The 22,205-nt window shown below is 53.5% G+C and carries 24 protein-coding genes; 10 read left to right on the plus strand and 14 right to left on the minus strand.

From position 1 onward, the window contains the following. Positions 1 to 83: 83 nt before the first annotated feature. The 3 genes from tsf to H3L95_RS09205 form a co-directional block, all read right to left on the minus strand. Positions 84 to 938, minus strand: a complete 855-nt coding sequence (gene tsf, locus H3L95_RS09195) for a translation elongation factor Ts (protein WP_003759406.1) — start codon at positions 936 to 938, stop codon at positions 84 to 86. A 123-nt stretch (positions 939 to 1,061) separates the two neighbouring features. Then, positions 1,062 to 1,790 carry a 30S ribosomal protein S2 gene (rpsB, locus tag H3L95_RS09200; protein WP_003759405.1) on the minus strand — a complete coding sequence of 243 codons (729 nt, stop codon included), beginning with the start codon at positions 1,788 to 1,790 and terminating at the stop codon, positions 1,062 to 1,064. 173 nt (positions 1,791 to 1,963) lie between these two features. Beyond that, positions 1,964 to 2,206, minus strand: coding sequence for a hypothetical protein (locus tag H3L95_RS09205; protein ID WP_003759404.1), 243 nt, complete (start codon positions 2,204 to 2,206; stop codon positions 1,964 to 1,966). A gap of 77 nt (positions 2,207 to 2,283) precedes the next feature. On the opposite strand from H3L95_RS09205, the gene H3L95_RS09210 reads away from it, so the two are divergent. The 4 genes from H3L95_RS09210 (at position 2,284) to H3L95_RS09225 (ending at position 6,005) form a co-directional block, all read left to right on the plus strand. Next, complete coding sequence (locus H3L95_RS09210; RefSeq protein ID WP_003759403.1) at positions 2,284 to 2,874, plus strand: 5-formyltetrahydrofolate cyclo-ligase; 591 nt, start codon at positions 2,284 to 2,286, stop codon at positions 2,872 to 2,874. Between the two features lie 94 nt (positions 2,875 to 2,968). Continuing rightward, positions 2,969 to 3,556, plus strand: coding sequence for a GNAT family N-acetyltransferase (locus H3L95_RS09215; protein ID WP_003759402.1), 588 nt, complete (start codon positions 2,969 to 2,971; stop codon positions 3,554 to 3,556). Positions 3,557 to 3,931: 375 nt separating this feature from the next. Next, the gene (locus H3L95_RS09220; RefSeq protein WP_003759399.1) at positions 3,932 to 5,407 is read left to right on the plus strand and encodes a malate:quinone oxidoreductase; all 1,476 of its coding nucleotides are present in this window, start codon (positions 3,932 to 3,934) and stop codon (positions 5,405 to 5,407) included. A 226-nt stretch (positions 5,408 to 5,633) separates the two neighbouring features. Beyond that, positions 5,634 to 6,005 (plus strand): DUF488 domain-containing protein, encoded by a 372-nt coding sequence (locus tag H3L95_RS09225; protein ID WP_003759397.1) that lies wholly within the window; start codon positions 5,634 to 5,636, stop codon positions 6,003 to 6,005. A gap of 90 nt (positions 6,006 to 6,095) precedes the next feature. On the opposite strand, the gene H3L95_RS09230 is transcribed toward H3L95_RS09225, so the two are convergent. The 4 genes from H3L95_RS09230 to H3L95_RS09245 form a co-directional block, all read right to left on the minus strand. Continuing rightward, positions 6,096 to 6,728, minus strand: a complete 633-nt coding sequence (locus tag H3L95_RS09230; RefSeq protein ID WP_003759396.1) for a DUF421 domain-containing protein — start codon at positions 6,726 to 6,728, stop codon at positions 6,096 to 6,098. 12 nt (positions 6,729 to 6,740) lie between these two features. Then, positions 6,741 to 7,190: a DUF3290 family protein gene (locus H3L95_RS09235; RefSeq protein ID WP_003759394.1), complete on the minus strand. Its 450-nt coding sequence runs from the start codon at positions 7,188 to 7,190 to the stop codon at positions 6,741 to 6,743. A 98-nt stretch (positions 7,191 to 7,288) separates the two neighbouring features. Beyond that, positions 7,289 to 8,632 carry an argininosuccinate synthase gene (gene argG, locus H3L95_RS09240; RefSeq protein WP_003759392.1) on the minus strand — a complete coding sequence of 448 codons (1,344 nt, stop codon included), beginning with the start codon at positions 8,630 to 8,632 and terminating at the stop codon, positions 7,289 to 7,291. 148 nt (positions 8,633 to 8,780) lie between these two features. Beyond that, on the minus strand, positions 8,781 to 9,299 hold the full coding sequence (locus H3L95_RS09245) for a hypothetical protein (RefSeq protein ID WP_003759391.1): 519 nt from the start codon (positions 9,297 to 9,299) through the stop codon (positions 8,781 to 8,783). Between the two features lie 68 nt (positions 9,300 to 9,367). On the opposite strand from H3L95_RS09245, the gene H3L95_RS09250 reads away from it, so the two are divergent. From H3L95_RS09250 to apaG, 4 genes are all read left to right on the plus strand, one after another. Then, positions 9,368 to 10,180: a competence/damage-inducible protein A gene (locus tag H3L95_RS09250; protein ID WP_003759389.1), complete on the plus strand. Its 813-nt coding sequence runs from the start codon at positions 9,368 to 9,370 to the stop codon at positions 10,178 to 10,180. A gap of 367 nt (positions 10,181 to 10,547) precedes the next feature. Further along, the gene (thiL, locus tag H3L95_RS09255) at positions 10,548 to 11,504 is read left to right on the plus strand and encodes a thiamine-phosphate kinase (protein WP_040668726.1); all 957 of its coding nucleotides are present in this window, start codon (positions 10,548 to 10,550) and stop codon (positions 11,502 to 11,504) included. Next, entirely contained in the window at positions 11,497 to 11,985 is a 489-nt protein-coding gene (locus H3L95_RS09260; protein ID WP_003759387.1) for a phosphatidylglycerophosphatase A family protein, read from the plus strand. The genes thiL and H3L95_RS09260 overlap by 8 nt, the downstream gene beginning before the upstream one ends. An 89-nt stretch (positions 11,986 to 12,074) precedes the next feature. Further along, a complete protein-coding gene (gene apaG / locus H3L95_RS09265; RefSeq protein WP_003759386.1) occupies positions 12,075 to 12,443 on the plus strand; it encodes a Co2+/Mg2+ efflux facilitator ApaG/CorD in 369 nt (122 codons plus the stop codon). Between the two features lie 171 nt (positions 12,444 to 12,614). Here apaG and ruvC read toward each other — a convergent pair whose 3' ends face one another. Continuing rightward, entirely contained in the window at positions 12,615 to 13,151 is a 537-nt protein-coding gene (gene ruvC / locus H3L95_RS09270) for a crossover junction endodeoxyribonuclease RuvC (protein ID WP_128887935.1), read from the minus strand. 118 nt (positions 13,152 to 13,269) lie between these two features. Next, positions 13,270 to 14,802, minus strand: coding sequence for a helicase HerA-like domain-containing protein (locus H3L95_RS09275; RefSeq protein WP_003759383.1), 1,533 nt, complete (start codon positions 14,800 to 14,802; stop codon positions 13,270 to 13,272). Between H3L95_RS09275 and H3L95_RS09280 the strand changes: the two genes are divergently transcribed. Both H3L95_RS09280 and H3L95_RS09285 read left to right on the plus strand, forming a co-directional pair. Next, positions 14,801 to 15,106: a hypothetical protein gene (locus H3L95_RS09280; RefSeq protein ID WP_040668681.1), complete on the plus strand. Its 306-nt coding sequence runs from the start codon at positions 14,801 to 14,803 to the stop codon at positions 15,104 to 15,106. The two genes, H3L95_RS09275 and H3L95_RS09280, sit on opposite strands and share 2 nt — an antisense overlap. Further along, complete coding sequence (locus tag H3L95_RS09285; protein ID WP_003759382.1) at positions 15,103 to 15,624, plus strand: thioredoxin family protein; 522 nt, start codon at positions 15,103 to 15,105, stop codon at positions 15,622 to 15,624. The genes H3L95_RS09280 and H3L95_RS09285 overlap by 4 nt, the downstream gene beginning before the upstream one ends. Before the next feature lie 1,784 nt (positions 15,625 to 17,408). Here H3L95_RS09285 and pntB read toward each other — a convergent pair. The 5 genes from pntB to H3L95_RS09310 form a co-directional block, all read right to left on the minus strand. Continuing rightward, the gene (gene pntB, locus H3L95_RS09290; protein WP_003758439.1) at positions 17,409 to 18,794 is read right to left on the minus strand and encodes a Re/Si-specific NAD(P)(+) transhydrogenase subunit beta; all 1,386 of its coding nucleotides are present in this window, start codon (positions 18,792 to 18,794) and stop codon (positions 17,409 to 17,411) included. Between the two features lie 90 nt (positions 18,795 to 18,884). Continuing rightward, on the minus strand, positions 18,885 to 19,538 hold the full coding sequence (locus H3L95_RS09295) for a class I SAM-dependent methyltransferase (protein ID WP_003758437.1): 654 nt from the start codon (positions 19,536 to 19,538) through the stop codon (positions 18,885 to 18,887). A gap of 87 nt (positions 19,539 to 19,625) precedes the next feature. Then, positions 19,626 to 20,027: a GFA family protein gene (locus H3L95_RS09300; protein ID WP_040668482.1), complete on the minus strand. Its 402-nt coding sequence runs from the start codon at positions 20,025 to 20,027 to the stop codon at positions 19,626 to 19,628. A gap of 103 nt (positions 20,028 to 20,130) precedes the next feature. Then, the gene (locus H3L95_RS09305) at positions 20,131 to 20,514 is read right to left on the minus strand and encodes an MAPEG family protein (RefSeq protein ID WP_003758433.1); all 384 of its coding nucleotides are present in this window, start codon (positions 20,512 to 20,514) and stop codon (positions 20,131 to 20,133) included. Between the two features lie 4 nt (positions 20,515 to 20,518). Next, on the minus strand, positions 20,519 to 22,060 hold the full coding sequence (locus tag H3L95_RS09310) for a Re/Si-specific NAD(P)(+) transhydrogenase subunit alpha (RefSeq protein ID WP_003758431.1): 1,542 nt from the start codon (positions 22,058 to 22,060) through the stop codon (positions 20,519 to 20,521). Positions 22,061 to 22,205: the final 145 nt, after the last annotated feature.

The raw sequence follows: 22,205 nt of genomic DNA on the forward strand, positions 1-22,205 counted from the left end.
GACAGTATTTTAAACAGTGTAACTCTCAAAAAAAAGCACCCTGATTCGTTTGGAATCCAGGTGCTTTCTTTTTCATCTCTGCCTTACACTTTAGCAGCAGCGGCAACTTCGGCTGCGTAGTCGACAACGGCTTTTTCGATACCGTCGCCTACTTTGTAACGTACGAAGCTGATGATTTCAGTGCCGTTTTCTTTAGCGAATTGGGCAACAGTTTGGTCAGGGTTCATTACGAATGCTTGGCCGTTCAGGGTGATTTCGGCCAAGAATTTGCGGATACGGCCTTCAACCATTTTAGCGGCGATGTCGGCAGGTTTGCCGGAAGCGATGGCTTGCTCGGTGTAGATGTGGCGTTCTTTTTCGATGGTTTCGGCATCTACTTCGGCTTCGGTTACGCATTGCGGTTTGGCGGCAACGATGTGCATACCGATTTTACGCGCTACGTCTTCAGAGCCTTTGAACTCAACCAATACGCCTTCGGTAGCCAATGCGCCGTGGATGTAGGCAACCAGTTGGTTGGCGGTGTCGATGACTTGGAAGCGGCGGACAGACATGTTCTCGCCCAATTTGGCGATGATGGCTTTACGTTCTGCTTCAACCAGTTCGCTCAGTTCTTCAACGGTAGCCGGTTTTTTCTCGGCAGCGGTTTTCGCAACGAAGTTGGCGAATTCTACGAAGCCTGCGTCTTTGGCAACGAAGTCGGTTTCGCAGTTTACTTCAACCAATGCGCCGACATTGCCGTTGATGGCGTAAGCCAATACGCCTTCGGCAGCGGTACGGCCGGCCAGTTTGCCGGCTTTCGCGCCGGATTTGATGCGCAGGATTTCTTCGGCTTTTTCGAAGTTGCCTTCGGCTTCAACCAAGGCTTTTTTGCATTCCATCATGCCCAGGCCGGTAGCGGCGCGCAGGTCGGCAACCATTTTTGCAGTAATTTCTGCCATTTTGAATCTCCTAGATTTTGGGGAAACACGGGGTAGCCGTGTTTGGGAATGGGGTCGTCTGAAAAGGTTTTTCAGAACGGGATTTGAGAAAAGGGGCATAACGCCCCTCTTCGGTTTGCCGGATTACTCGGCAGCAGCTTCTTGGGCAGCGGCTACGGTTTCTTGCAGCGCTTGGTTTTTGCCTTCCAAAACTGCGTCGGCGATGCCGCGGCAGTACAGGCGGATGGCTTTGGCGGAGTCGTCGTTACCGGGGATAACGTATTTCACGCCGTCAGGGCTGTTGTTGGTATCGACTACGGCGATAACGGGGATGCCCAGTTTTTCAGCCTCGACCAGAGTACCTTTTTGGTAGCCGGTGTCGATAACGAAAATCGCGTCAGGCAGGCCTTTCATGTTTTTGATACCGCCCAAAGAACGTTCCAGTTTTTCAACGTCGCGTTGCATTTCCAGAATTTCTTTTTTGTTGAAACCGCCTTCGGCAGCGTTTTCCAAAGCAGCGGTTTTTTCTTCCAGGCGTTTGATGGATTGCTTAACGGTTTTGTAGTTGGTCAGCATGCCGCCCAACCAACGGTGATCGACAAAAGGCATACCGGCGCGGGTAGCTTCTTCGCGGATGATTTCACGCGCTTGACGTTTGGTGCCGACAAACAGCACGGTGCCTTTGTTGGCAACCAGACGGCGTACGGCTTCTTGCGCTTCTTGGAACATCGGCAGGGTTTTTTCCAGGTTGACGATGTGGATTTTATTGCGCGCACCGAAAATGTATTGTGCCATTTTCGGGTTCCAGAAACGGGTTTGGTGGCCGAAGTGAACGCCGGCTTCAATCATCTGACGCATAGTAATTTGAGACATTTTATTTCCTTGAAAGGGTTAAGAGCACACATTCAATCGCATAGAACTTGATAGGCTGCGCCTATTGTCAAGCACCCTTCGGCGAAAGTGGGCATAAGTTTTAAAAAATAGTGTGTTTCCGAAATGGAAAACTGACGGATTATAGCGGATAAGGGGTCGTCTGAAAAGGGATTTTATGCACTGCCGTCGTGTTTGCCGCCTTCTTGTCCGGCTGTGCGGCGGCTTTGTTCGAATGCTTCTTTTTCCTGCTGCTTCATCAGGCGGTTGCGGCGGCGGATGGTGACGGTGAAAACGGTAAACGCGACGGGCAATACTGCCCAAAAAACCAAATAAATCAGCGCACGCGCAATGCTCGGTTGCACGGCGGAATACATGACGGCGACGAAGAGGTAGCCAATAAGGACGATATGCCACATGGCGGAATCCTGTTTTGATGTTAACGGAGCGTTTATAATCGCCGTATTCTACAACAACACTCAAAAGGTCGTCTGAAATGAGGAATGAGGAAAAACACGCCCTGCGCCGAGAATTGCGCCGCGCCCGCGCGCAGATGGGGTATAAAGGACGGTTGGCGGCAGGGCAAACGGTTAACCGCCTGCTCAAACGTTATATCAAGAAGGGGCGGAAGATCGGCGTGTATTGGCCGATGGGCAGCGAGCTGCGGCTGGACGGCTTTGTCCGCGCGGCGCAAAAACGCGGCGCCAAACTCTATCTGCCTTATATCGAACCGCGTTCGCGGCGGATGTGGTTCACGCCCTATCCTGCCGACGGGGCGAAACAAGAACGCAAGCGCGGCAGAGCGAAGCTGCATGTACCGCAGTTTACGGGACGCAAAATCCGCGTACACGGTTTATCGATATTGTTTGTCCCGATTGTCGGCATGGACCGCGAAGGCTACCGCTTGGGGCAGGCTGGCGGCTATTACGATGCGACGCTCGCAGCGATGAAATACCGTTTACAGGCAAAAACCATAGGCGTAGGCTTCGCTTGTCAACTGGTTGACACACTGCCGCGCGAACCGCACGACCTGCCGCTGGACGGGTTTGTATCGGAATCGGGCGTGCTGGTGTTCAAACATCATTAATCAATAGCTTTCAGACGACCTCTAAGATGCCGTCCGTTAAGACACTATAAAAGGTCGTCTGAAAACTCAAATCATCGAATACAAAGGAATCCCCATGGCTGATTTTTCATCTGTTCCCGTTTTGTCCTTCGACCGCGTCCGTCTCGAGCCTTTGACGGCGGCACACGAAGCCGGTTTGCGCGAAGCAGTTTGCGACGGCGAAATTTGGAAGCTGAACGTAACCACCGCGCCCGAACCCGACCAAGTGGCGGACTATATCCGCACCGCCACGCAAACCCGCCTCGCCTTTGCCGTCATCGACGAAGACACGGGCAAAATCGTCGGCTCGACTTCGCTTTACCACATCGACCCCGCCATCCCCCGCCTCTACATCGGTTTTACATGGTACGCCCTGTCGGCACGGCGCACGCGCATCAATACCGCCTGCAAAATCATGTTGCTCGACTACGTCTTCGACACTTTAAACTGCCGCTGCGCCTGCTGGCAGACCGACAACCTCAACACCGCCTCCCAACGCGCCATCGAACGCTTGGGCGCTCACCAAGACGGCATCTTGCGCTGCCACAAATTGCGGAAAGACGGCAGCGTGCGCGATACGGTGGAATACAGCCTATTGCGCGAAGAATGGCCGCAGGCAAGGGCAAAACTGCTCGAAAAAGCGGCAGCTTATGACGCGTCCTGAAAAAACGTTTTCTTCTTCATTTTTTCATCAAAACACGTCCATCTTGCTGACAATCTGAAGTCTTTAAGAAGTGAATGAAATCAGGCATAACCCCGCCAAATACCTGATAAATAAAGGTCGTCTGAATGTTTCAGACGACCTTTTCAAACCGCGTTTATGTAAATCCAAACAGAAAATCTTTGCAATTCTCAGAAAAATCCACTAAATTCTCAATAACATATTATGAACGGTTTAACATCGGTTCAAAACGTAAAACCCGCGCGCAATCTTCCACGCCAAAAACACCGCGCCAGCAGGTTTTACCGCCGAAACAGGCGTTCGTAATACAACGGATAATCATAAAGGCAGAATATGCCTGTTTCTAGGAGTACAACCATGGCTGAAGCAACAGATGTTGTCTTGGTGGGTGGAGGCATTATGAGCGCGACTTTGGGCGTTTTGCTCAAAGAACTCGAACCGTCTTGGGAAATCACCCTTATCGAACGCTTGGAAGACGTAGCGTTGGAATCGTCAAACGCTTGGAACAACGCCGGCACAGGGCATTCCGCGTTATGCGAACTCAATTACGCCCCGCTCGGCGCAGACGGCACCATCGACCCGACCCGCGCCCTCAATATTGCCGAACAATTCCACATCAGCCGCCAGTTCTGGTCATCGCTTGTCGAAGAAGGCAAAATCACCGACAACTCCTTCATCCATACCGTCCCGCATATGTCGCTGGTCATGAACACCGACCATTGCGACTACCTGCAAAAACGTTTCGACGCCTTCAAATCCCAAAAACTCTTCGAACGGATGGAATTCTCCACCGACCGCGCCAAAATCGCCGAATGGGCGCCGCTGGTCATCAACGGCCGTAAAGAAGGACAACCCGTCGCCGCCAACTACTCCGCCGAAGGCACAGACGTCGATTTCGGCAGCCTGACCCGCCAAATGGTGCAATACCTGCGCGAAAAAGGCGTCAAAACCGAGTTCAACCGCCACGTCGACGACATCAAACGCGAATCCGACGGCGCATGGGTGCTCAAAACCAGCGACACCCGCAACCCTGACGGACAGCTCACCCTCCGCACCCGCTTCCTCTTCCTCGGTGCAGGCGGCGGCGCACTGACCCTGCTGCAAAAATCCGGCATCCCCGAAGGCAAAGGTTACGGCGGTTTCCCCGTTTCCGGTCTGTTCTTCCGAAACAGCAACCCCGAAACCGCCGCGCAACACAACGCCAAAGTGTACGGACAAGCCTCCGTCGGCGCGCCGCCCATGTCCGTCCCGCACCTCGACACCCGCAACGTAGACGGCAAACGCCACCTCATGTTCGGTCCTTACGCAGGCTTCCGCTCCAACTTCCTCAAACAAGGCTCGCTCATGGATTTGCCCCTGTCCATCCACTTGGACAACCTCTACCCCATGCTGTGCGCCGGCTGGGCGAATATGCCCCTGACCAAATACCTCTTGGGCGAATTGCGCAAAACCAAAGAAGAACGCTTCGCCTCCCTGCTGGAATACTACCCCGAAGCAAACCCTGACGACTGGGAACTCATCACCGCAGGTCAACGCGTTCAAATCATCAAAAAAGACTCCGAAAAAGGCGGCGTCCTCCAATTCGGCACCGAAATCGTCGCCCACGCCGACGGCTCGCTCGCTGCACTCTTGGGCGCATCCCCCGGCGCATCAACCGCCGTACCCTTGATGATCAAACTCATCCACCAATGCTTCCCAAGCCGCATTTCCTCATGGGAAGGTCGTCTGAAAGAACTTGTTCCCGGCTTCGGCATCAAGCTCAACGACAACCCGCAGCTTGCCGAAGAAATCATCAGCCACAACGCCAAAGTATTGGGTATCCATTACGCTTGAGGCAGATAAATTGCAAGGCGGGAGTTCTTGCCCGCCTTTTTTCAAACCATTAAAGTATTAAAATATAGTGGATTAAATTTAAATCAGGACAAGGCGACGAAGCCGCAGACAGTACAGATAGTACGGCAAGGCGAGGCAACGCCGTACTGGTTTAAAGTTAATCCACTATAAAACATCAGGTCGTCTGAACATTCAGACGACCTGAATCCATTGGAGACAAGCAAACATGTTTACCGTACAGCGCATTTACGCATACCGGCCCGACCCCGAACAAACCGCAGTCTTTATCGACCGCCTCTATCCGCGGGGCATCCGCAAAGAGGTCTTTGCTACGGCGCTCTGGCTCAAAGACATCACCCCCAGTGCAAACCTGCGCCGCTGGTATCATGAGAATCCGGCTGAACATTTTGACGGTTTCGTCAGCCGTTACCATGAGGAGCTGCACGGCGATACCGAACAAACCGCCATTAGGCAGATCTTGGAGTTGGAACGGCAACACGGCAGCGTTTTACTGCTGACTGCCGTCAAAGACCCGCATCATTCCCATGTTTCTGCCTTAGAGCAGTTTTTGGGGACGTCGTTTGAATATCGCGATTAACAAAAACAGCAAGACCTGCGTCATTTGGGGTTGATGCAAAAAGGTCGTCTGAAATCCAGTCTAGGTTTCAGACGACCTTTGTTTTTTAAATTAAGAAGGATAAGGGTGTGCCACCAATTTCCCGTCGATGTATTCGCCGATATAGACTTTCGAGACATCAAGGTGGAGACGGTCAAGTTCCTGTTGCAGCCACTCGTCGTCGCGTTTGATGATTTCCAAGATGTCGTGGTCGATTTGCCCGTCGGTAATCAGGGGGTAACGCAGGCTTTCGTCGCCGTATTGGATGACGGTAAGCTGACCGTTTTGTTCCATGACGGCGCGTTTGACGGCGGCGATTTCGTAGATGCCGGCAGCACGGAGCTTAAACATCAGGTCGTGTGCGCTGATGCCATTTTTCATACATTCTTCGGTTTGGATTTCGCCGTTGACGATGACCCAGACGGACTTCCCGTCAATGATGGATTTGACCCAGCGGTTGTTGTTTTTGATGAACTTGAGGCTCAATACCAAAAGCGTCCACAGAACCATCACGAGGAAAAACTGTAAAAGCCCGACGCTGTCGCTGTAAATCACGCCGCCGATGATGCCGCCGAGAACGAAGTTTTGCACTTGGTCCATGGCGGAGGTGGGGGCAAGGTTGCCTTTACCTAAGAGGTTGATTTGAAAAACCAAACCTAAAATGCCCATAAGGAGTTTGAAGGCAAGGAGGGAGTATGCTTCCATGAGTGTGTCCTGTTATTCTTTGTCGATGAGTTCGATGTTGTTGTTGACCAGATTGGTGGGGGTCAGGGTGTAGGCGGAGAAGTCTTGATTGAAATGGACTTCGTAGTATTGGTTTTTGATGCCGACGATCATGCCGTTGTATAGGTGCGTGCTGTTGACGCTGATGTCGCGTTTTTCCACTTTTTGGTTTTCAATCAGGGCATTGAGAAAACCGACCATGCGCGAGGTGTCGGCGGCAAAGTTTTGGCGTTCGCTGTATGAGAGATATTGGATGCCGCTGATGAGGATGAGCAGCAGCAGGGCAATGATGCTCAGGTCGCGGTATTTGGTATCCATGCGGTGGCGCAGGTATTGCGACACGGCGAGCAGGAGAACGACGAGCGCGGCGAAAATGAGGACGTATTTCAAGTAGTCGTTGAAATACATATGGTTTTCAAGATAAAAGTGTGTGAAGAATTTCATGATTTCAATTGATTTGAGGAAAAAAGAGAAGGGTCGTCTGAAAACTGAATTTCAGACGACCTTTCCCGTTTGAAACAATTCAAAATGGCTGGGCTGCTTTATTTCTTATTGCCCAACTGCGGCAATACCGAACCTTCGCCCAGCGACAACAAACCGCTTTGCGAGTAGATACCCAGTTTGGCGCGGGTGTCGGTGATGTCGAGGTTGCGCATGGTGAGCTGACCGATGCGGTCTAGCGGGGTGAACGCGGCGTCTTCGACTTTTTCCATGCTCAGGCGTTCGGGTTGGTAGGTCAGGTTGGGCGATTCGGTGTTCAGAATCGAATAGTCGTTGCCGCGGCGCAGTTCAAGGGTGACTTCGCCGGTAATGGCTTTGGCGACCCAGCGTTGGGCGGTTTCGCGCAACATGAGGGCTTGGCTGTCGAACCAGCGGCCTTGGTAGAGCAGTCGGCCGAGGCGCAGGCCGTTGATGCGGTATTGTTCGATGGTGTCTTCGTTGTGGATGCCGGTCACCAAGCGTTCGTAGGCGATGTGGAACAATGCCATGCCCGGGGCTTCGTAGATGCCGCGCGATTTGGCTTCGATGATGCGGTTTTCGATTTGGTCGCTCATGCCCAAGCCGTGGCGGCCGCCGATGCGGTTGGCCTCGAGGAAGAGCTCGACGGGGTCGGCGTATTCTTTGCCGTTCAATGCAACGGGCACGCCTTCTTCAAAGCGCACGCTGACTTCTTCGGGTTTGACTTCGACGCTTTCGTCCCAGAAGGCAACGCCCATGATGGGTTTGACGATTTTGATGCCGCTGTTGAGGAATTCCAAATCTTTGGCTTCATGCGTCGCGCCGAGCATATTGGAATCGGTGGAATAGGCTTTCTCCACCGACATTTTGTAGTTGAAGCCGTTGGCAATCAGAAATTCGCTCATTTCGTGACGGCCGCCGAGTTCGTCGATAAATTGCTGGTCGAGCCAAGGTTTGTAAATTTTCAGCGCGGGATTGGTAAGCAGGCCGTAGCGGTAGAAACGCTCGATGTCGTTGCCTTTGTAAGTGCTGCCGTCGCCCCAGATGTTGACGTCGTCTTCCTTCATGGCGGAAACGAGCATGGTGCCGGTAACGGCGCGGCCCAGAGGCGTGGTGTTGAAATAGGCGATGCCGCCGGTGGAAACGTGGAACGCGCCGCATTGGATGGCGGCGATGCCCTCGTGTGCCAACTGCGCGCGGCAGTCGATTAGGCGGGCGTTTTCCGCACCGTATTCCATCGCTTTTTTGGGAATGGCATTGTAGTCGTCTTCGTCGGGCTGGCCGAGGTTGGCAGTGTAGGCATAAGGTAGCGCGCCTTTAAGTTTCATCCACAACAGCGCGGCAGAGGTATCAAGGCCGCCAGAGAAGGCAATGCCGACTTTTTGACCGATGGGGAGGTGTTGCAGGATAGTATTGTTTTGGCTCATGGGGGAATCCTTTGGACTAAAAATAAATGGGCGCAACCGCCCCTTTTCGTAAAATTAGGTTTATTATCTAATAAATATTGCCGACAATCCAGCCGAGTAAACCAAATAGGTCGTCTGAAAACGGATTTCGGTTTTCAGACGACCTATGTCAATCTTGATTTAAAAAACAGCATTTTGCATACAGCTCCGACAAGGTCGCCGAGCCGATATCGCCAAAATCCTGCAAGCCTGTGCATTCGACAATCCGATGGCGGATGTAATTTACAGACTCCGGGGGTAAAGCCGGCAGACGGGTAAACAACTGTACTGCGGTATATACCGTCAGCGGCGTATCGTACGGCTGCTTGGGGACGAGCGCAATCCGGTAGATATTAATGATTCTGCTTCGTTTCGTATCAGTAAATACCGCCACGCCGCAAAAATCCTCTAAAGGCAGTGTTTGCGTGCCTTCGCGGCTGATTTTGCAAATCCCTTCTTCTGAAAATACGATTTCGCGGCTGCGTTTATAAAAGTCACGCCACAGCGACCATGCGGCAAAGGCAAAGAGAGTTAAGCCTAGTGCAATGCGCCGTTCCATCAGTATCAAACCCAAGCCGAAGACGGCAAAGAAGACACTTTCCAAACGGTCAAGCAGGTTTTTCGGTTGTTTCAAACGATATTCGTGCATGATTTTCCTTTTGTTTAACCCTTTGGAAGCGTCCGGACATTTTCAGACGACCTCCGAGAAGAAAGATTATGAAAGACCGACAGCATTTGTTCAACCTCATCATCATCGGCGACGAAATCCTGCACGGCAGCCGCCAAGACAAGCATTTCGCCTTTTTCAAATCCCTGCTGGAATCGCGCGGACTGAAGCTCAATCAGGTGCAATACCTGCCCGACGAACCTGATTTGCTGGTCAAACAACTGCGCCGCAGCTTTTCAGACGGCCTGCCGACCTTCGTTACCGGCGGCATCGGTTCCACGCCCGACGACCATACCCGCCAAGCTGCCGCCGCCGCTTTGGATCTGCCCGTCGTCCGCCATCCCGAAGCCGCCAAGTTCATCGAAGCCGTTACCCTTAAACGCGGCGAGCCGCTTGGCGCGCCCGAACACGCCCAGCGCCTGAAAATGGCAGACTTTCCCGCAGGCGCAGAGCTTGTGCCCAACCCGTTCAACAACATCGCCGGATTTTCCATCCGCGAACATTATTTCTTCCCCGGCTTCCCCGTGATGGCGCACCCGATGGCGGAATGGGTTTTGGATACTTATTACGCCGACCGCTTCAACCAAACCGAACACGGCAGCCGTAGCGTGTATATATTCGGACAACCCGAATCGCGCGTCGCCCCGATTATGGAATACGTCGAACATACCTACCCCGGCGTGCGCTCTTACAGCCTGCCCAGCGTCGGCTGGCAGAATGCGGACGGAACGGCGGTCAAACCGCATATCGAGTTCGGCATCAAGGCGGAAGGCGGGGCGTGCCGCGATTTGGACAAAGCATGGGACGAGGTGCTGCGGCGCTTGCGGGATGTGGGGGCGGAGTTGAAAGATACGCCTGCCTAAGCCAGCCGTTTTGTTCTTATTTTGACAAAAGGTCGTCTGAAAAACCTAAAATGGCTTTTCAGACGACCTCGAGATCCTGATATCAACTTGCAGACTTTCCTATATTACCGTTCCTCTTGCACGGCTTGATACTCTTTTTTGAGGCACTTTTTATCCTCTCGGAAATAATTTTTGATAGAAGTGCGCTTTTTTGACCGTTATCATTTGGATTAAAAATCTTATTTACTTTTGCAATCGACTCGATTATATTACCGTTTAATGCAATTTATTACATTAACTAACATATATATTGTATAAATATACATTATTCGTCTATCAAAAATTCCGATTCGATTGATAACAATCTTTATCACTTTAGATGCAATATATGACGGAATTTGACTTTATCAGACAATATTTGCAAAAACAGAAAAGCAGCGGTTTGATTTTGGGCATTGGTGACGACGCTGCGATTATCCGTCCAAGTCACGGATTTGATTTATGTTTTAGCGCGGACATGCTGTTAAAAGACAGACATTTTTTTTCTGACACCGCTCCTGAAGATTTGGCATGGAAAATGCTAGCTGTCAATATATCCGATATGGCCGCGATGGGGGCTGCCCCGAAATGGGTGTTATTGAGTGCCGGATTGCCCGAATTGGACGAAAATTGGCTGAAACGTTTTTGTGACAGCTTTTTCAGTTTGGCGCAGCGCTTCGGCATTACCCTGATCGGCGGCGATACGACCAAAGGCGATTTGGTCTTCAACGTCACCATTATCGGCGAGCTTCCGCAAGGACAGGCCCTACGGCGCGATGCCGCGAAAGACGGCGACGATATTTGGGTATCGGGACAAATCGGATCAGCAGCAGCCGCTTTAAACTGCCGCCTGAACACACACACACTACCGCCCGATTTGTTCGACCGCTGCCATGACAGGCTGCTCCGTCCGGAGCCTAGAGTGGGATTGGGACAGGCGCTTCTGCCCATTGCCCATGCCGCTCAAGATATTTCGGACGGGCTGGCACAAGACCTCGGTCACATTTTGACCGCGTCATCGGTCGGAGCGGAAATTTCGGCAAATGCGCTGCCGGTTTTAGAAGAATTGAAAAACGTCTTACCGCACGAAAGCTGGCTCTCCTGCGCACTGGCAGGCGGCGATGATTACGAACTGGTTTTCACCGCCCCCGAATGCCGGCGCAGCGAGATTCAGACAATAGCCGGACAATGCGGCGTAGCAGTAACGCCCATCGGGAAAATAAATAATACAGGTCGTCTGAAAATAATAGATTCCAATGGCGGCGAATTAAAACTGACTTCATTAGGATTTGATCACTTTGGCTGAATTTAAACCTACTTTCGACTGGTTGAAGCAGCGCCCGTTATGCCTGTTGGCATTCGGATTCGGCAGCGGCCTCGCGCCCGTCGCACCCGGCACATTCGGAACGATGGCGGCGCTGCCGATAGCATTTCTCTTGGTTTTAATCGGTATCGACGGCTGGATTCTGGCTTTTTTGTGTGTAGCCCTGTTTATGTGGGGCATCCGCATTTGCAACCACACCGAAAAAGCACTCGGCATCCAAGACTACGGCGGTATCGTTTGGGACGAAATGGTAGCGATGCTTCTGATTCTGGCTTTTGCACCGTTTAAATGGAATTGGTGGCTGGCGGCATTTATTCTGTTCCGCCTGTTTGATTCCATCAAACCTTGGCCGATCAAATGGTTTGACCGGCATGTGCACGGCGGATTCGGCATCATGTTGGACGACATCATCGCCGCCATCATGACCTTGATAGTTTTAGGCATTGCCGCCTGGATTATCTGATTTTTTCAACACACTTATTTGAAGCCATAAGACTTCAAACGCATCGAAAAATCGGTGCAAACAAAAAACACTATTACGGGACAACAAAAATGAACGAAATCGAAATCAATGTTCAACCACGCTACGTTGCGGGTCAAAGCGATGTTTATCGCGACCGCTATGCCTTCAACTATGTGATTACCATCTGCAACCGCAGCAACGATGTCATCACGCTGCGCCAGCGTTTCTGGGAAATCACCGACGGACACGGAGCAACCGAGCCGGTAGGCCATTCCGGTCTGATTGAAGAACAGCCGGTCCTCTATCCGGGCGAGGCTTATGAGTACAACAGCGGCTCCCAACTCTGCACCCCATGGGGCAGCATCGAAGGCGCATACGAGTTTGAAGACAGCATCGGCGAACGCTTTATCGTCGGCGTGCCGAAGCTGGAATTCAAAGCAGGCTTCACCCTGCAATAAACACCGAGCAAAAACAATACAGATCGGGAAAACCAAAGGTCGTCTGAAAGATTAAGGGGCTTTCAGACGACCTTTTTTTATAGTGGATTAACTTTAAACCAGTACGGCGTTGCCTCGCCTTGTCCTGATTTAAAGTTAATCCACTATACCGAAGCAATGCCGCGTCGCATCTTATTGGAAACGCCCCCGCTTCACCTGCATCTGCCCCTTGCCCAACTGCGCCGCCAAGCCGTGATTGCGCAAAGCGTGAGTGAGCGCGATGGCGAGTCCGTCGGCGGCGTCCGATTGCGGCGTACCCGACAGCGACAGCATCTGCACCACCATATGCTGCACCTGCTCTTTCGCCGCCTTGCCCTTCCCGACCACCGCCTGCTTGACCTGCAACGCCGTATATTCAAACACAGGCAAACCTTCCATCACCAACACCGCCAATGCCGCCCCGCGCGCCTGTCCCAGCATCAGCGTAGCCGCCGGATTAACATTGACAAACACCTGCTCCACTGCCGCCTGATGCGGGCGGTATTGCTGCACAATCTCCCTGATATGCCGCGCGATCACGGCGATACGCTCCGCCAACGGCGCATTCGGCGGCGTTTTGATACAGCCTGAAGCCACATAAAAATGTTCCCTGCCGCATACGTCGATGATGCCGAAACCGGTCACCCGACTGCCGGGGTCTATCCCCAAAATGCGGACGCTTTTTTGCACAGTCATCTCAGTCTCTTGTTCCCATATCGTCAAGCAACCTCCCGTCTTCTCCAGCGTAAAAGGTCGTCTGAAAACCGATTTTCAGGCTTTCAGACGACCTTTGCCTTCTTTTTACGCCTTATTTTTTAAACATGTTTTTAATGATGCCCATCACGCTGCGGGAAATGGCGTTGGTCACTTGGCGGTTGATTTGGCTGCCGATGGCGTCGGCGACGTTGTAGCCCAAGCCCTGTCCTGACTTTTTGCGTCCGCCGCTCAAGCCGCCGAGCAGTCCGCCGAGTATGCCGGGATCGGCATTGGCGGCTTCTTTTTCAGCGGCTTTTTGCGCTTTTTCCTGCTCTTTTGCCGCCGCTGCCGCCTCTTTCTCCGCCGCAGCCTGACTGTCGGCTTCGGCTAAGGCTTCAAAGGCGGAATAATTGTCCACCATGTCTTTATAGGTCGGATACAAATCATCGTTTTGGAACAAGCGGTTGCGCTCTTCGGCGGTAAGCGGGGTCAAGGAAGATTGCGGCGGCAGGACGAGCGCGCGCTCTACCGGTTCGGGCATACCTTTTTCATCGAGGAAGGAAACGAGTGCTTCGCCGACACCCAGTTCGGCAATCGCTTCGGCAACTTTGATATTCGGATTGCTGCGGAAGGTTTCGGCAGCGGCCTTAACCGCTTTTTGGTCACGCGGCGTGAAGGCGCGCAAGGCGTGTTGCACGCGGTTGCCGAGCTGTCCGAGGATGGTGTCGGGCAAATCGAGCGGGTTTTGGGTCACGAAATACACGCCCACGCCTTTGGAACGGATCAGGCGCACGACTTGTTCGACCTGCTCCACCAGCGCATTGGCGGCGTTGTCGAACATCAAATGCGCTTCGTCGAAGAACATCACGAATTTCGGTTTGTCCAAATCGCCGACTTCGGGCAGGGTTTCAAACAATTCCGCCAACATCCACAGCAAAAACGCGCTGTACATACGCGGCGAGCGCATCAGTTTTTCCGAATTGAGGATATTGATGACGCCTTTGCCGTTGTCGGTCTGCATCCAATCTTGCAGGTTGAGCGACGGCTCGCCGAAGAATTTTTCCGCACCTTCGTTCTCCAGCGTCAAAAGCTGACGCTGAATCGCGCCGATACTGGCGGCGGAGACGTTGCCGTAGTGCGTGCGGTATTCCGAAGCGTGGTCGGAAACGTGTTTCAGCATACTGCGCAGGTCTTTCAAATCCAGAATGTGCCAGCCTTTATCGTCGGCAACTTTGAACACAAGGTTCAACAAGCCTTCCTGCGTGTCGTTCAGGTTCATCAAACGCGCCAGCAGCAGCGGGCCCATTTCCGAAACGGTTACGCGCACCGGAATGCCGGTTTCGCCGTAAACATCCCAAAAGCGCACGGGGAAGCTTTGCAGCCATTGTTCGCCCAAGCCAAACTCGGCAATGCGTTCGCCCACCTTGCCGCTGGCGGCACCCGCTTGCGCGATGCCCGACAAGTCGCCTTTGACGTCAACCAAAAATACGGGAACGCCCTCGCTGCTGAAGGCTTCCGCCATACGGCGCAGGGTCACGGTTTTACCCGTACCGGTCGCACCGGCGATCAAGCCGTGGCGGTTCGCCATTTTGCCTTGGATTTCAAGTGTCTTATCGCCCGCGCGCGCGATGGGGAATGTCGTCATGAAGGTTTCCTTTGATTGGATGGTTTATATCGGTATAGAAACGGCGCACCCGAATATCGGCGCAAACCGTCTGTCAAACTGCCACCATTCTACCGTTTTGCAGGGGATGGCTTCAACCCGCAGCAAGCCGACGCCCTCCCCCAAACCACCGCGGGCGAAGCCCACGCTACACAACGCTACTTCGCCCGCCCATTGCCATACATCAAAAGGTCGTCTGAAAAAAGCCGTTTCCAGCGTTTCAGACGACCCCGCCGCCGCGAAAAGCGTATACTTTCCCTATCGCAACCAAGGAGCCGAATCATGAAAATCCTGCCCGTCCTGACCGCCGCGCTGCTCTTGTGTTCCTGCGCCGCCGACCGCGAAACCGAAGCCCTGAAAAACAGCCTGTCCGAAGCGCAAACCGCCGTGCGCCTTTCCGCCGAAAACACCAAGCGGCTGGAAGACACCTATTCCGACATCTACTTCCACCTCGACAGCCTGACCGTCGAAAGCTTCAAAAAACGCGTCGCCAACGGAGACACCGTTTACGCCTACATCGGCCGCCCGAGCTGCGGCGACTGCAACGCCTTCGAGCCCATGTTCAAACGCTACATCGCCAGCCGCAACCTGAACGGCAAAATCTACTTCGTCAACGTCCACCGCCTGCACCAAGACAAAGAAGCATGGACCGCGTTCCGCCAACAATACAAACTCGGCGGCACGCCCGTCCTCGCGAAATACAGCAAAGGCAAACAGGTCAACAAACTCGATTTGGAAGAAAACGGCGGCAAAATCAGCGCCGAAGACTTGGAGAAATGGCTGGACGCAAACGGCTTGCGGTAAACCGCCCGTTTGGACTTATGTCGTTTGAGTGTTAAAGATTTTGCGGAGTGATGAAGAGAGGTCGTCTGAAAATGGGATTTTGGTTTCAGACGACCTTTTATTACATCAACAATCTTGTTCCTTCCCCCGTCCGGCAGGGGAAGGTTAGGATAGGGGTGGCTTTGTGGCTTTAGGCAAAATCAAACTGGTGCAGCCGCCCATAGAGCCACCCTCTCCCCAGCCCTCTCCCGCCGGACGGGAGAGGGGGCAGGTTGCAGGTACAAACAGGGGCGTCTGAAAACCTTGAGATTCGGGCTTTAGAAAAACTCAAGTAGCGTGGGCTTTGCCCACGAATGGATAAAAATACAGCTATCCTTCGAATTAACATACGGCAAGTTTCGCGGGCAAAGCCCACGCTACTCGTTGCTGTAACGGCAACTTGTTCCTTCCCCCGCCTGGCGGGGGAAGGTTAGGATGGGGGTGGCTTCTGAGCTTTAGGCAAAATCAAATTCGTGCAGCCCATAGAGCCACCCTCTCCCCAGCCCTCTCCCGCCAGACGGGAGAGGTGGTAGGCTGCACGTCTCGGCATAAATTTCTGCCCAACTACCGTCATTCCCGCGTAGGCGGGAATCCACTTTTAAATCTCAGCAACTGATTTTCAAACATCAGTTTCTTAGGATTTCTGATGGATTCCCGCCTGCGCGGGAATGACGACGGCGGGGTGTTTGGCGTGATTTGTTTATAAGAAAAGGTCGTCTGAAACCAAGTTTTCAGTTTCAGACGACCTTTTACCATATCAGCAACCTTATTCCTTCCCCCGTCCGGCGGGGGAAGGTTAGGATGGGGGTGGCTTCTGAGGTTTAGGCAAAATCAAATTCGTGCAGCTCACAGAGCCACCCTCTCCCCAACCCTCTCCCGCCGGACGGGAGAGGGAGCAGGTCGCAGGTACAAACAGGGGCGTCTGAAAACCTTGAGATTCGGGCTTTAGAAAAACTCAAGTAGCGTGGGCTTCGCCCACGAATGAATAAAAATACAGCTATTTTTCGAATTAACATACAGCAAGTTTCGTGGGCAAAGCCCACGCTACTCATTGCTGCAACGACAACTTGTCCCTTCCCCTATCTGGCGGGGTATTTAGCATGTTCTGATTATGAGAAGAGGTCATCTGAAACCAAATTTTCAGTTTCAGACGACCTTTTACCGTATCAGCAACCTTGTCCCTTCCCCCGTCCGGCGGGGGAAGGTTAGGATGGGGGGCTTTGTGGTTTTAAGCAAAAGTAAATTCGTGCAGCCCATAGAGCCACCCTCTCCCCAGCCCTCTCCCGCCGGACGGGAGAGGGGGCAGGCTGCACGTCGTGGCATAGATTTCTGTCCACCCGCCAATTTCAGACGACCTTTTGTCGCAGCAGCAACCTTGTTCCTTCCCCCGTCCAGCGGGGGAAGGTTAGGATGGGGGTGGCTTCGTGGCTTTAGGCAAAATCAAATTGTTCAGCCCGTAGAGCCATCCTCTCCCCAGCCCTCTCCCGCCAGACAGGAGAGGGGGCAGGCTTGCACATAGAGGCATAAATTTCTGCCTGACTACCGTCATTCCCGCCCCCGCCTACGCGAGGACAGGCTACGACGTGAATCTACCTTTAAATCTCGGCAACTGTTTTCAAACATCTGTTTCTTAGGATTTCCGATAGATTCCCGCCTACGCGGGAATGACGGCGATAGGATGTTTGACGTAGTGTATTCATAAGAAAAGGTCGTCTGAAAACCTTGAAATCGGGTTTTCAGACGACCTTTTGTCTTAGCTTCAGATGTTATTTCTTCAATTCCGCCAAAATTTCGTCAACGGTTTTCTTCGCGTCGCCGAAGCACATCACGCTGTTTTCGTTGAAGAACAGCGGGTTTTGTACGCCTGCGTAGCCGGTGTTCATCGAGCGTTTGAAGACGACGACTTCTTTTGCCTTCCACACTTCCAATACGGGCATGCCGGCAATCGGGCTGTTCGGGTCGGTTTGGGCGGCGGGGTTGACGGTGTCGTTCGCGCCGATGACCAGTACTACGTCGGTTTCGGGGAAGTCGTCGTTGATTTCGTCCATTTCCAAAACGATGTCGTAGGGAACTTTGGCTTCGGCGAGCAGTACGTTCATATGGCCGGGCAGGCGGCCGGCGACGGGGTGGATGCCGAAGCGTACTTCGGTGCCGTTTTTACGCAAAAGCTCGGTGATTTCGGCAACGGGGTATTGTGCCTGCGCCACTGCCATGCCGTAGCCCGGGGTGATGATGACGCTGCTTGCGTTGCGCAGCATTTCGGCGACTTCGGCGGGTTTGACTTCGCGGTATTCGCCGACTTCTTGGCTGCCTGAGGCTGCGGCGGAACCGTCGGTACCGAAGCCGCCTGCAATCACGGAGATGAAGGAGCGGTTCATGGCTTTACACATGATGTAGGACAGAATCGCGCCGCTGGAGCCGACGAGTGCGCCGGTGACGATAAGCAGGTCGTTGGAGAGCATGAAGCCTGCCGCTGCGGCCGCCCAGCCGGAATAGGAGTTCAGCATGGACACGACCACGGGCATATCTGCGCCGCCGATGGAGGCGACCAAGTGCCAGCCGAATGCGAGGGCGATCAGGATCATCAGGATCAGGATGAAGCCGCTGCCGTCAACGGAGACGAACACCAGCATCAGGATAAAGGATAAAACCAATGCGGCGAGGTTGAGCTTGTGTTTGGCGGGCAGTTGCAGCGGCGCGCTGCTGATTTTGCCGTTGAGCTTGCCGAACGCGACCAGCGAGCCGGTAAAGGTTACGGCGCCGATGAAGATGCCCAAATACACTTCGACCAGATGGATGGTGTGCATATCGTGCGAAACGTTGCCCGGTTCGATATAGCTGTTGAAGCCGACCAAAACGGCTGCCAAGCCGACGAAGCTGTGCAAAAGCGCAATCAGCTCGGGCATTTCGGTCATTTCTACTTTTTTGGCTTTGTAAATGCCGATGGCGCCGCCGATGAGCATGGCGATGATGATCCAGCCCAGCCCGTGGGTGTTTTCGGAAAACACGGTAACGAACAAGGCGACCGCCATCCCGGCTACGCCGGAATAACAACCCTGCTTGGCGGTTTCCTGCTTGGACAGCCCCGCCAGCGAGAAGATGAACAGTATCGCGGCTACGATGTATGCCGCTGTAACGAGTCCTGAAGACATGGTGATTCTCCAATTATTTGTGAAAGTAACTGTGTTTTTTAATCGGGTCGTCTGAAAACAGAATTTCGGGTTTTCAGACGACCCTGATGCTTAGTATTTTTCAAAGACGACGATGACAAACTCCCTCCGCACCAGATTGCCGCTTTTGCTGACCGCCCAATCGCGGCTTCGCTGTTCCCGAATGCAGCGCAACGGCAGGTTTTCCGACAGGGCGAGGATGTCGGCGGCATCGTAGAGCGCGAAGCCGTGCGCGGCAAACGGCAGTTTCGCCATAAAGTCTTTTTCGCAAAAATTCAGGCATAGCCGCCCGCCGGATTTCAGCACGCGGCTCAATTCTGAAAGCGCGCTTGGTGCGTCGTCCCAAAAATAGACGGTATTGACGGAAACGATTTTGTCGAAGCTTTCATCGGTAAAAGGCAGCGCGCCGCCGTCGTACAGCCGGTAATTCGCCAGCCCTGCTTCGAGAAACGGGGCATTGAATGCCTGCGCCTGTGCGTGCATCAACGGGGAAATTTCCAAACCTGTGTAATGCAGGTTTTCTGCCTGTGACAAAATGTAGCCGAGCAGCCCGCCGTTGCCGCAACCCGTTTCTAGGATGCGGTCTCCGTTTTGCAGTTGCACCGCTTCAAACGAACCGAGAATCTGTGTCAGGTTGCGCAGGTTCATCATCTGCCCGAACGCTGCTCCCGCTTCGTCATGCGGGCAGCGCAGTTGGGCGGCGGTTTGTTCGGGGGACAGGTTCATAGGGTTCTCCGACTATCGGGATGGTTGATTCAACGTCGTCTGAAAATCTGGAACTCGGGTTTTCAGACGACCTCTGTATCGGGTTTCCTATCCGCCGCCGAATTGTGCCAAAAACTCTTCTTCGGTCAGCTTGGGCGTGTCGTTTGCCAGTTCGTAATACGGGGCTTTGGCGTCGATGAAAATCTGCTCTTCCAATTTGAAATCGGCGTTGTCGGCAAACAGTCCGGCAAAGACGAAATAGCTGTCGTTCGGCAGGAAATGGTAGAACAAATGTGTACCGCATTTTTTGCAGAACGCGCGTTCCGCCCATTCGGACGAATGGTAGCGGGCGATGTTTTCACCGCCGTCGATTTTCGGCGGTTTGACGGCAATCAGCGAAAACGTCGCGCCGCTGCCCCAAATGCGGCACATCCCGCAATGGCAGGCGTGGACGTGTTTGTCGTGTTCCACTTCTAAAGATACGTTGCCGCACAGGCATTTTGCTTTCATGGTCGAAATCCTCATATTCGAAAACTGACTTCCAGGTCGTCTGAAAACTCGCTGCATTCGTTTTAGCGAAACTCGCTGAGCTCGTTTTCAGACGACCCCGCTGTCAGACAGCGGCTACAAACAGCCCGATGGTGCAGACAAATCCGCCCGTCCACATTGCCGAACGCAGGCTCGGTTTGTCTTTCAGATAGCTGAAAATATAAGCGATGCGAAAGGCGATGAACGATATGGACAAAAGGTTGATGGTCGCTTGCGCGGCATTGCCTGTGGCGTGTGCCACCAAAACGGCGGCGGCAAACGGGGCGAACACTTCAAAACCGTTTTGCTGGGCGGCATTGCCGCGCGCCGACAAGCCTTGCGTGCGGGCGAGGAAATCGCGCGGATTGCGGTTGTCCGACGGCTGGAATCCGCCCTGCGCTTTGGCGATGAAGGAACAAAACAGCGGCAGCAGCGATGCGATCAGGATGCACCAATAGGCTAAAGTCATGCTTTTACCCTTTCCTAAACATATTCAACATCCGACGCGTTACGAAGAAGCCGCCGAAGATGTTGATGCTGGCAATCAGGATGGCGATGAAGGCCAGCAGGGTAACGAAGCCGTTGCCTTGGCTGATTTGCAACAGCGCGCCGACGACGATGATGCCGGAAATGGCGTTGGTCACGGACATCAGCGGGGTATGCAGCGAGTGGCTGACGTTCCAAACAACGTAGTAGCCGATGACGCAGGCGAGGACGAACACGATGAAGTGGTTCAAGAATGCTGCGGGCGCGACCGCGCCGACCCACAGCACCAATACGGCGGCGATGACGGCGGGTGCGAGTTTTTTCCACAGAGGAACGGGTTTCGGCTCGGGCTTGGCGGCAGGCGCGGCTTTTTCAGACGACGTTTGCTGCGGCTGGGCGGAAACTTGAATCGGCGGAGGCGGGAAGGTGATTTCGCCGTCGCGGATAACGGTCATGTTGCGGATGATCACGTCTTCGAAGTCCAGCGTGATTTCGCCGTCTTTGTTCGGGCTTAACAGCTTGGTCAGGTTCACCAAGTTGGTGGCGTAAAGCTGGGAAGACTGTCCGGCAAGGCGGTTTGCCATGTCGGTGTAGCCGATGATTTTCACGCCGTTGTCGGTTACGAACAATTCGCCCGGCTTGGTGAGTTCGCAGTTGCCGCCCGTCGCCGCCGCCAAATCGACGATGACGGAGCCGGATTTCATGCTTTCCACCATTTCTTTGGTAATCAGCTTGGGCGCGGGTTTGCCCGGAATGGCGGCGGTAGTGATGATGATATCCACTTCTTTCGCCTGCTCGGCAAAGAGCTTCATCTCGGCGGCGATAAATTCGTCACTCATCACTTTAGCGTAGCCGTCACCGCTGCCGCCCGATTCTTGCGGGAAGTCGAGTTTCAGGAACTTGCCGCCCATCGATTCGATTTGTTCCGCCACTTCCAAGCGGGTATCGAACGCGCGCACCACTGCGCCGAGCGAGTTTGCCGTACCGATTGCCGCCAAACCTGCCACACCTGCACCAATCACCAAAACCTGCGCGGGCGGCACTTTACCGGCGGCAGTGATTTGACCGGTGAAGAAACGGCCGAAGACGTTGGCGGCTTCAATCACGGCGCGGTAGCCGCTGATGTTTGCCATCGAAGACAAAGCGTCCAAAGCCTGTGCGCGGGAAATGCGGGGTACCATGTCCATCGCCAACGCGTTCACTTTCTTGGCGCGCAAGGCTTCCACCAAAGCCTCGTTTTGGCGCGGCCACAGGAAGCTGACGATGGTCTGCCCTTCTTTGAGCAGCGGCAGCTCGCCTTCGGACGGCGCGTTGACCTTATAAATCAAAGGACAGGCCCAAACCGTCGCTTTGTCGGCAACGGTCGCGCCTGCTGTTTGGTAAGCGGCATCGTCCAAACTCGCCGCCAAACCTGCGCCGCTTTCGACAACGGTTTCAAAGCCCAGTTTGCTCAACAGGGCAACGGTGGCAGGCGTACAGGCGACGCGGGTTTCGCCGGATAATGACTCGCGTGGGATACCGATTTTCATCTCTGAATCCTTTTTAGGTTGTCTGTATATAAATGTTAATATATTCCATATAATCCCCTTATAGCGAATTTTCAGTGGACTGGCAATAGGCAAGCCGACAATTCGGCATTTCCTTCCTGTATTGCCTTACACATACTGCCGTCTG

Source organism: Neisseria sicca, assembly GCF_014054945.1.
GTDB classification, from domain to species: domain Bacteria; phylum Pseudomonadota; class Gammaproteobacteria; order Burkholderiales; family Neisseriaceae; genus Neisseria; species Neisseria sicca.

Excerpts from the sequence above, each read along its gene's own strand:
- tsf (WP_003759406.1), bottom strand. The coding sequence starts at position 938 with ATGGCAGAAATTACTGCAAAAATGGTTGCCGACCTGCGCGCCGCTACC.
- rpsB (WP_003759405.1), bottom strand. The coding sequence starts at position 1,790 with ATGTCTCAAATTACTATGCGTCAGATGATTGAAGCCGGCGTTCACTTC.
- H3L95_RS09205 (WP_003759404.1), bottom strand. The coding sequence starts at position 2,206 with ATGTGGCATATCGTCCTTATTGGCTACCTCTTCGTCGCCGTCATGTAT.
- H3L95_RS09210 (WP_003759403.1), top strand. The coding sequence starts at position 2,284 with ATGAGGAATGAGGAAAAACACGCCCTGCGCCGAGAATTGCGCCGCGCC.
- H3L95_RS09215 (WP_003759402.1), top strand. The coding sequence starts at position 2,969 with ATGGCTGATTTTTCATCTGTTCCCGTTTTGTCCTTCGACCGCGTCCGT.
- H3L95_RS09220 (WP_003759399.1), top strand. The coding sequence starts at position 3,932 with ATGGCTGAAGCAACAGATGTTGTCTTGGTGGGTGGAGGCATTATGAGC.
- H3L95_RS09225 (WP_003759397.1), top strand. The coding sequence starts at position 5,634 with ATGTTTACCGTACAGCGCATTTACGCATACCGGCCCGACCCCGAACAA.
- H3L95_RS09230 (WP_003759396.1), bottom strand. The coding sequence starts at position 6,728 with ATGGAAGCATACTCCCTCCTTGCCTTCAAACTCCTTATGGGCATTTTA.
- H3L95_RS09235 (WP_003759394.1), bottom strand. The coding sequence starts at position 7,190 with ATGAAATTCTTCACACACTTTTATCTTGAAAACCATATGTATTTCAAC.
- argG (WP_003759392.1), bottom strand. The coding sequence starts at position 8,632 with ATGAGCCAAAACAATACTATCCTGCAACACCTCCCCATCGGTCAAAAA.
- H3L95_RS09245 (WP_003759391.1), bottom strand. The coding sequence starts at position 9,299 with ATGCACGAATATCGTTTGAAACAACCGAAAAACCTGCTTGACCGTTTG.
- H3L95_RS09250 (WP_003759389.1), top strand. The coding sequence starts at position 9,368 with ATGAAAGACCGACAGCATTTGTTCAACCTCATCATCATCGGCGACGAA.
- thiL (WP_040668726.1), top strand. The coding sequence starts at position 10,548 with ATGACGGAATTTGACTTTATCAGACAATATTTGCAAAAACAGAAAAGC.
- apaG (WP_003759386.1), top strand. The coding sequence starts at position 12,075 with ATGAACGAAATCGAAATCAATGTTCAACCACGCTACGTTGCGGGTCAA.
- H3L95_RS09280 (WP_040668681.1), top strand. The coding sequence starts at position 14,801 with ATGAAGGTTTCCTTTGATTGGATGGTTTATATCGGTATAGAAACGGCG.
- H3L95_RS09275 (WP_003759383.1), bottom strand. The coding sequence starts at position 14,802 with ATGACGACATTCCCCATCGCGCGCGCGGGCGATAAGACACTTGAAATC.
- H3L95_RS09285 (WP_003759382.1), top strand. The coding sequence starts at position 15,103 with ATGAAAATCCTGCCCGTCCTGACCGCCGCGCTGCTCTTGTGTTCCTGC.
- pntB (WP_003758439.1), bottom strand. The coding sequence starts at position 18,794 with ATGTCTTCAGGACTCGTTACAGCGGCATACATCGTAGCCGCGATACTG.
- H3L95_RS09295 (WP_003758437.1), bottom strand. The coding sequence starts at position 19,538 with ATGAACCTGTCCCCCGAACAAACCGCCGCCCAACTGCGCTGCCCGCAT.
- H3L95_RS09300 (WP_040668482.1), bottom strand. The coding sequence starts at position 20,027 with ATGAAAGCAAAATGCCTGTGCGGCAACGTATCTTTAGAAGTGGAACAC.
- H3L95_RS09305 (WP_003758433.1), bottom strand. The coding sequence starts at position 20,514 with ATGACTTTAGCCTATTGGTGCATCCTGATCGCATCGCTGCTGCCGCTG.
- H3L95_RS09310 (WP_003758431.1), bottom strand. The coding sequence starts at position 22,060 with ATGAAAATCGGTATCCCACGCGAGTCATTATCCGGCGAAACCCGCGTC.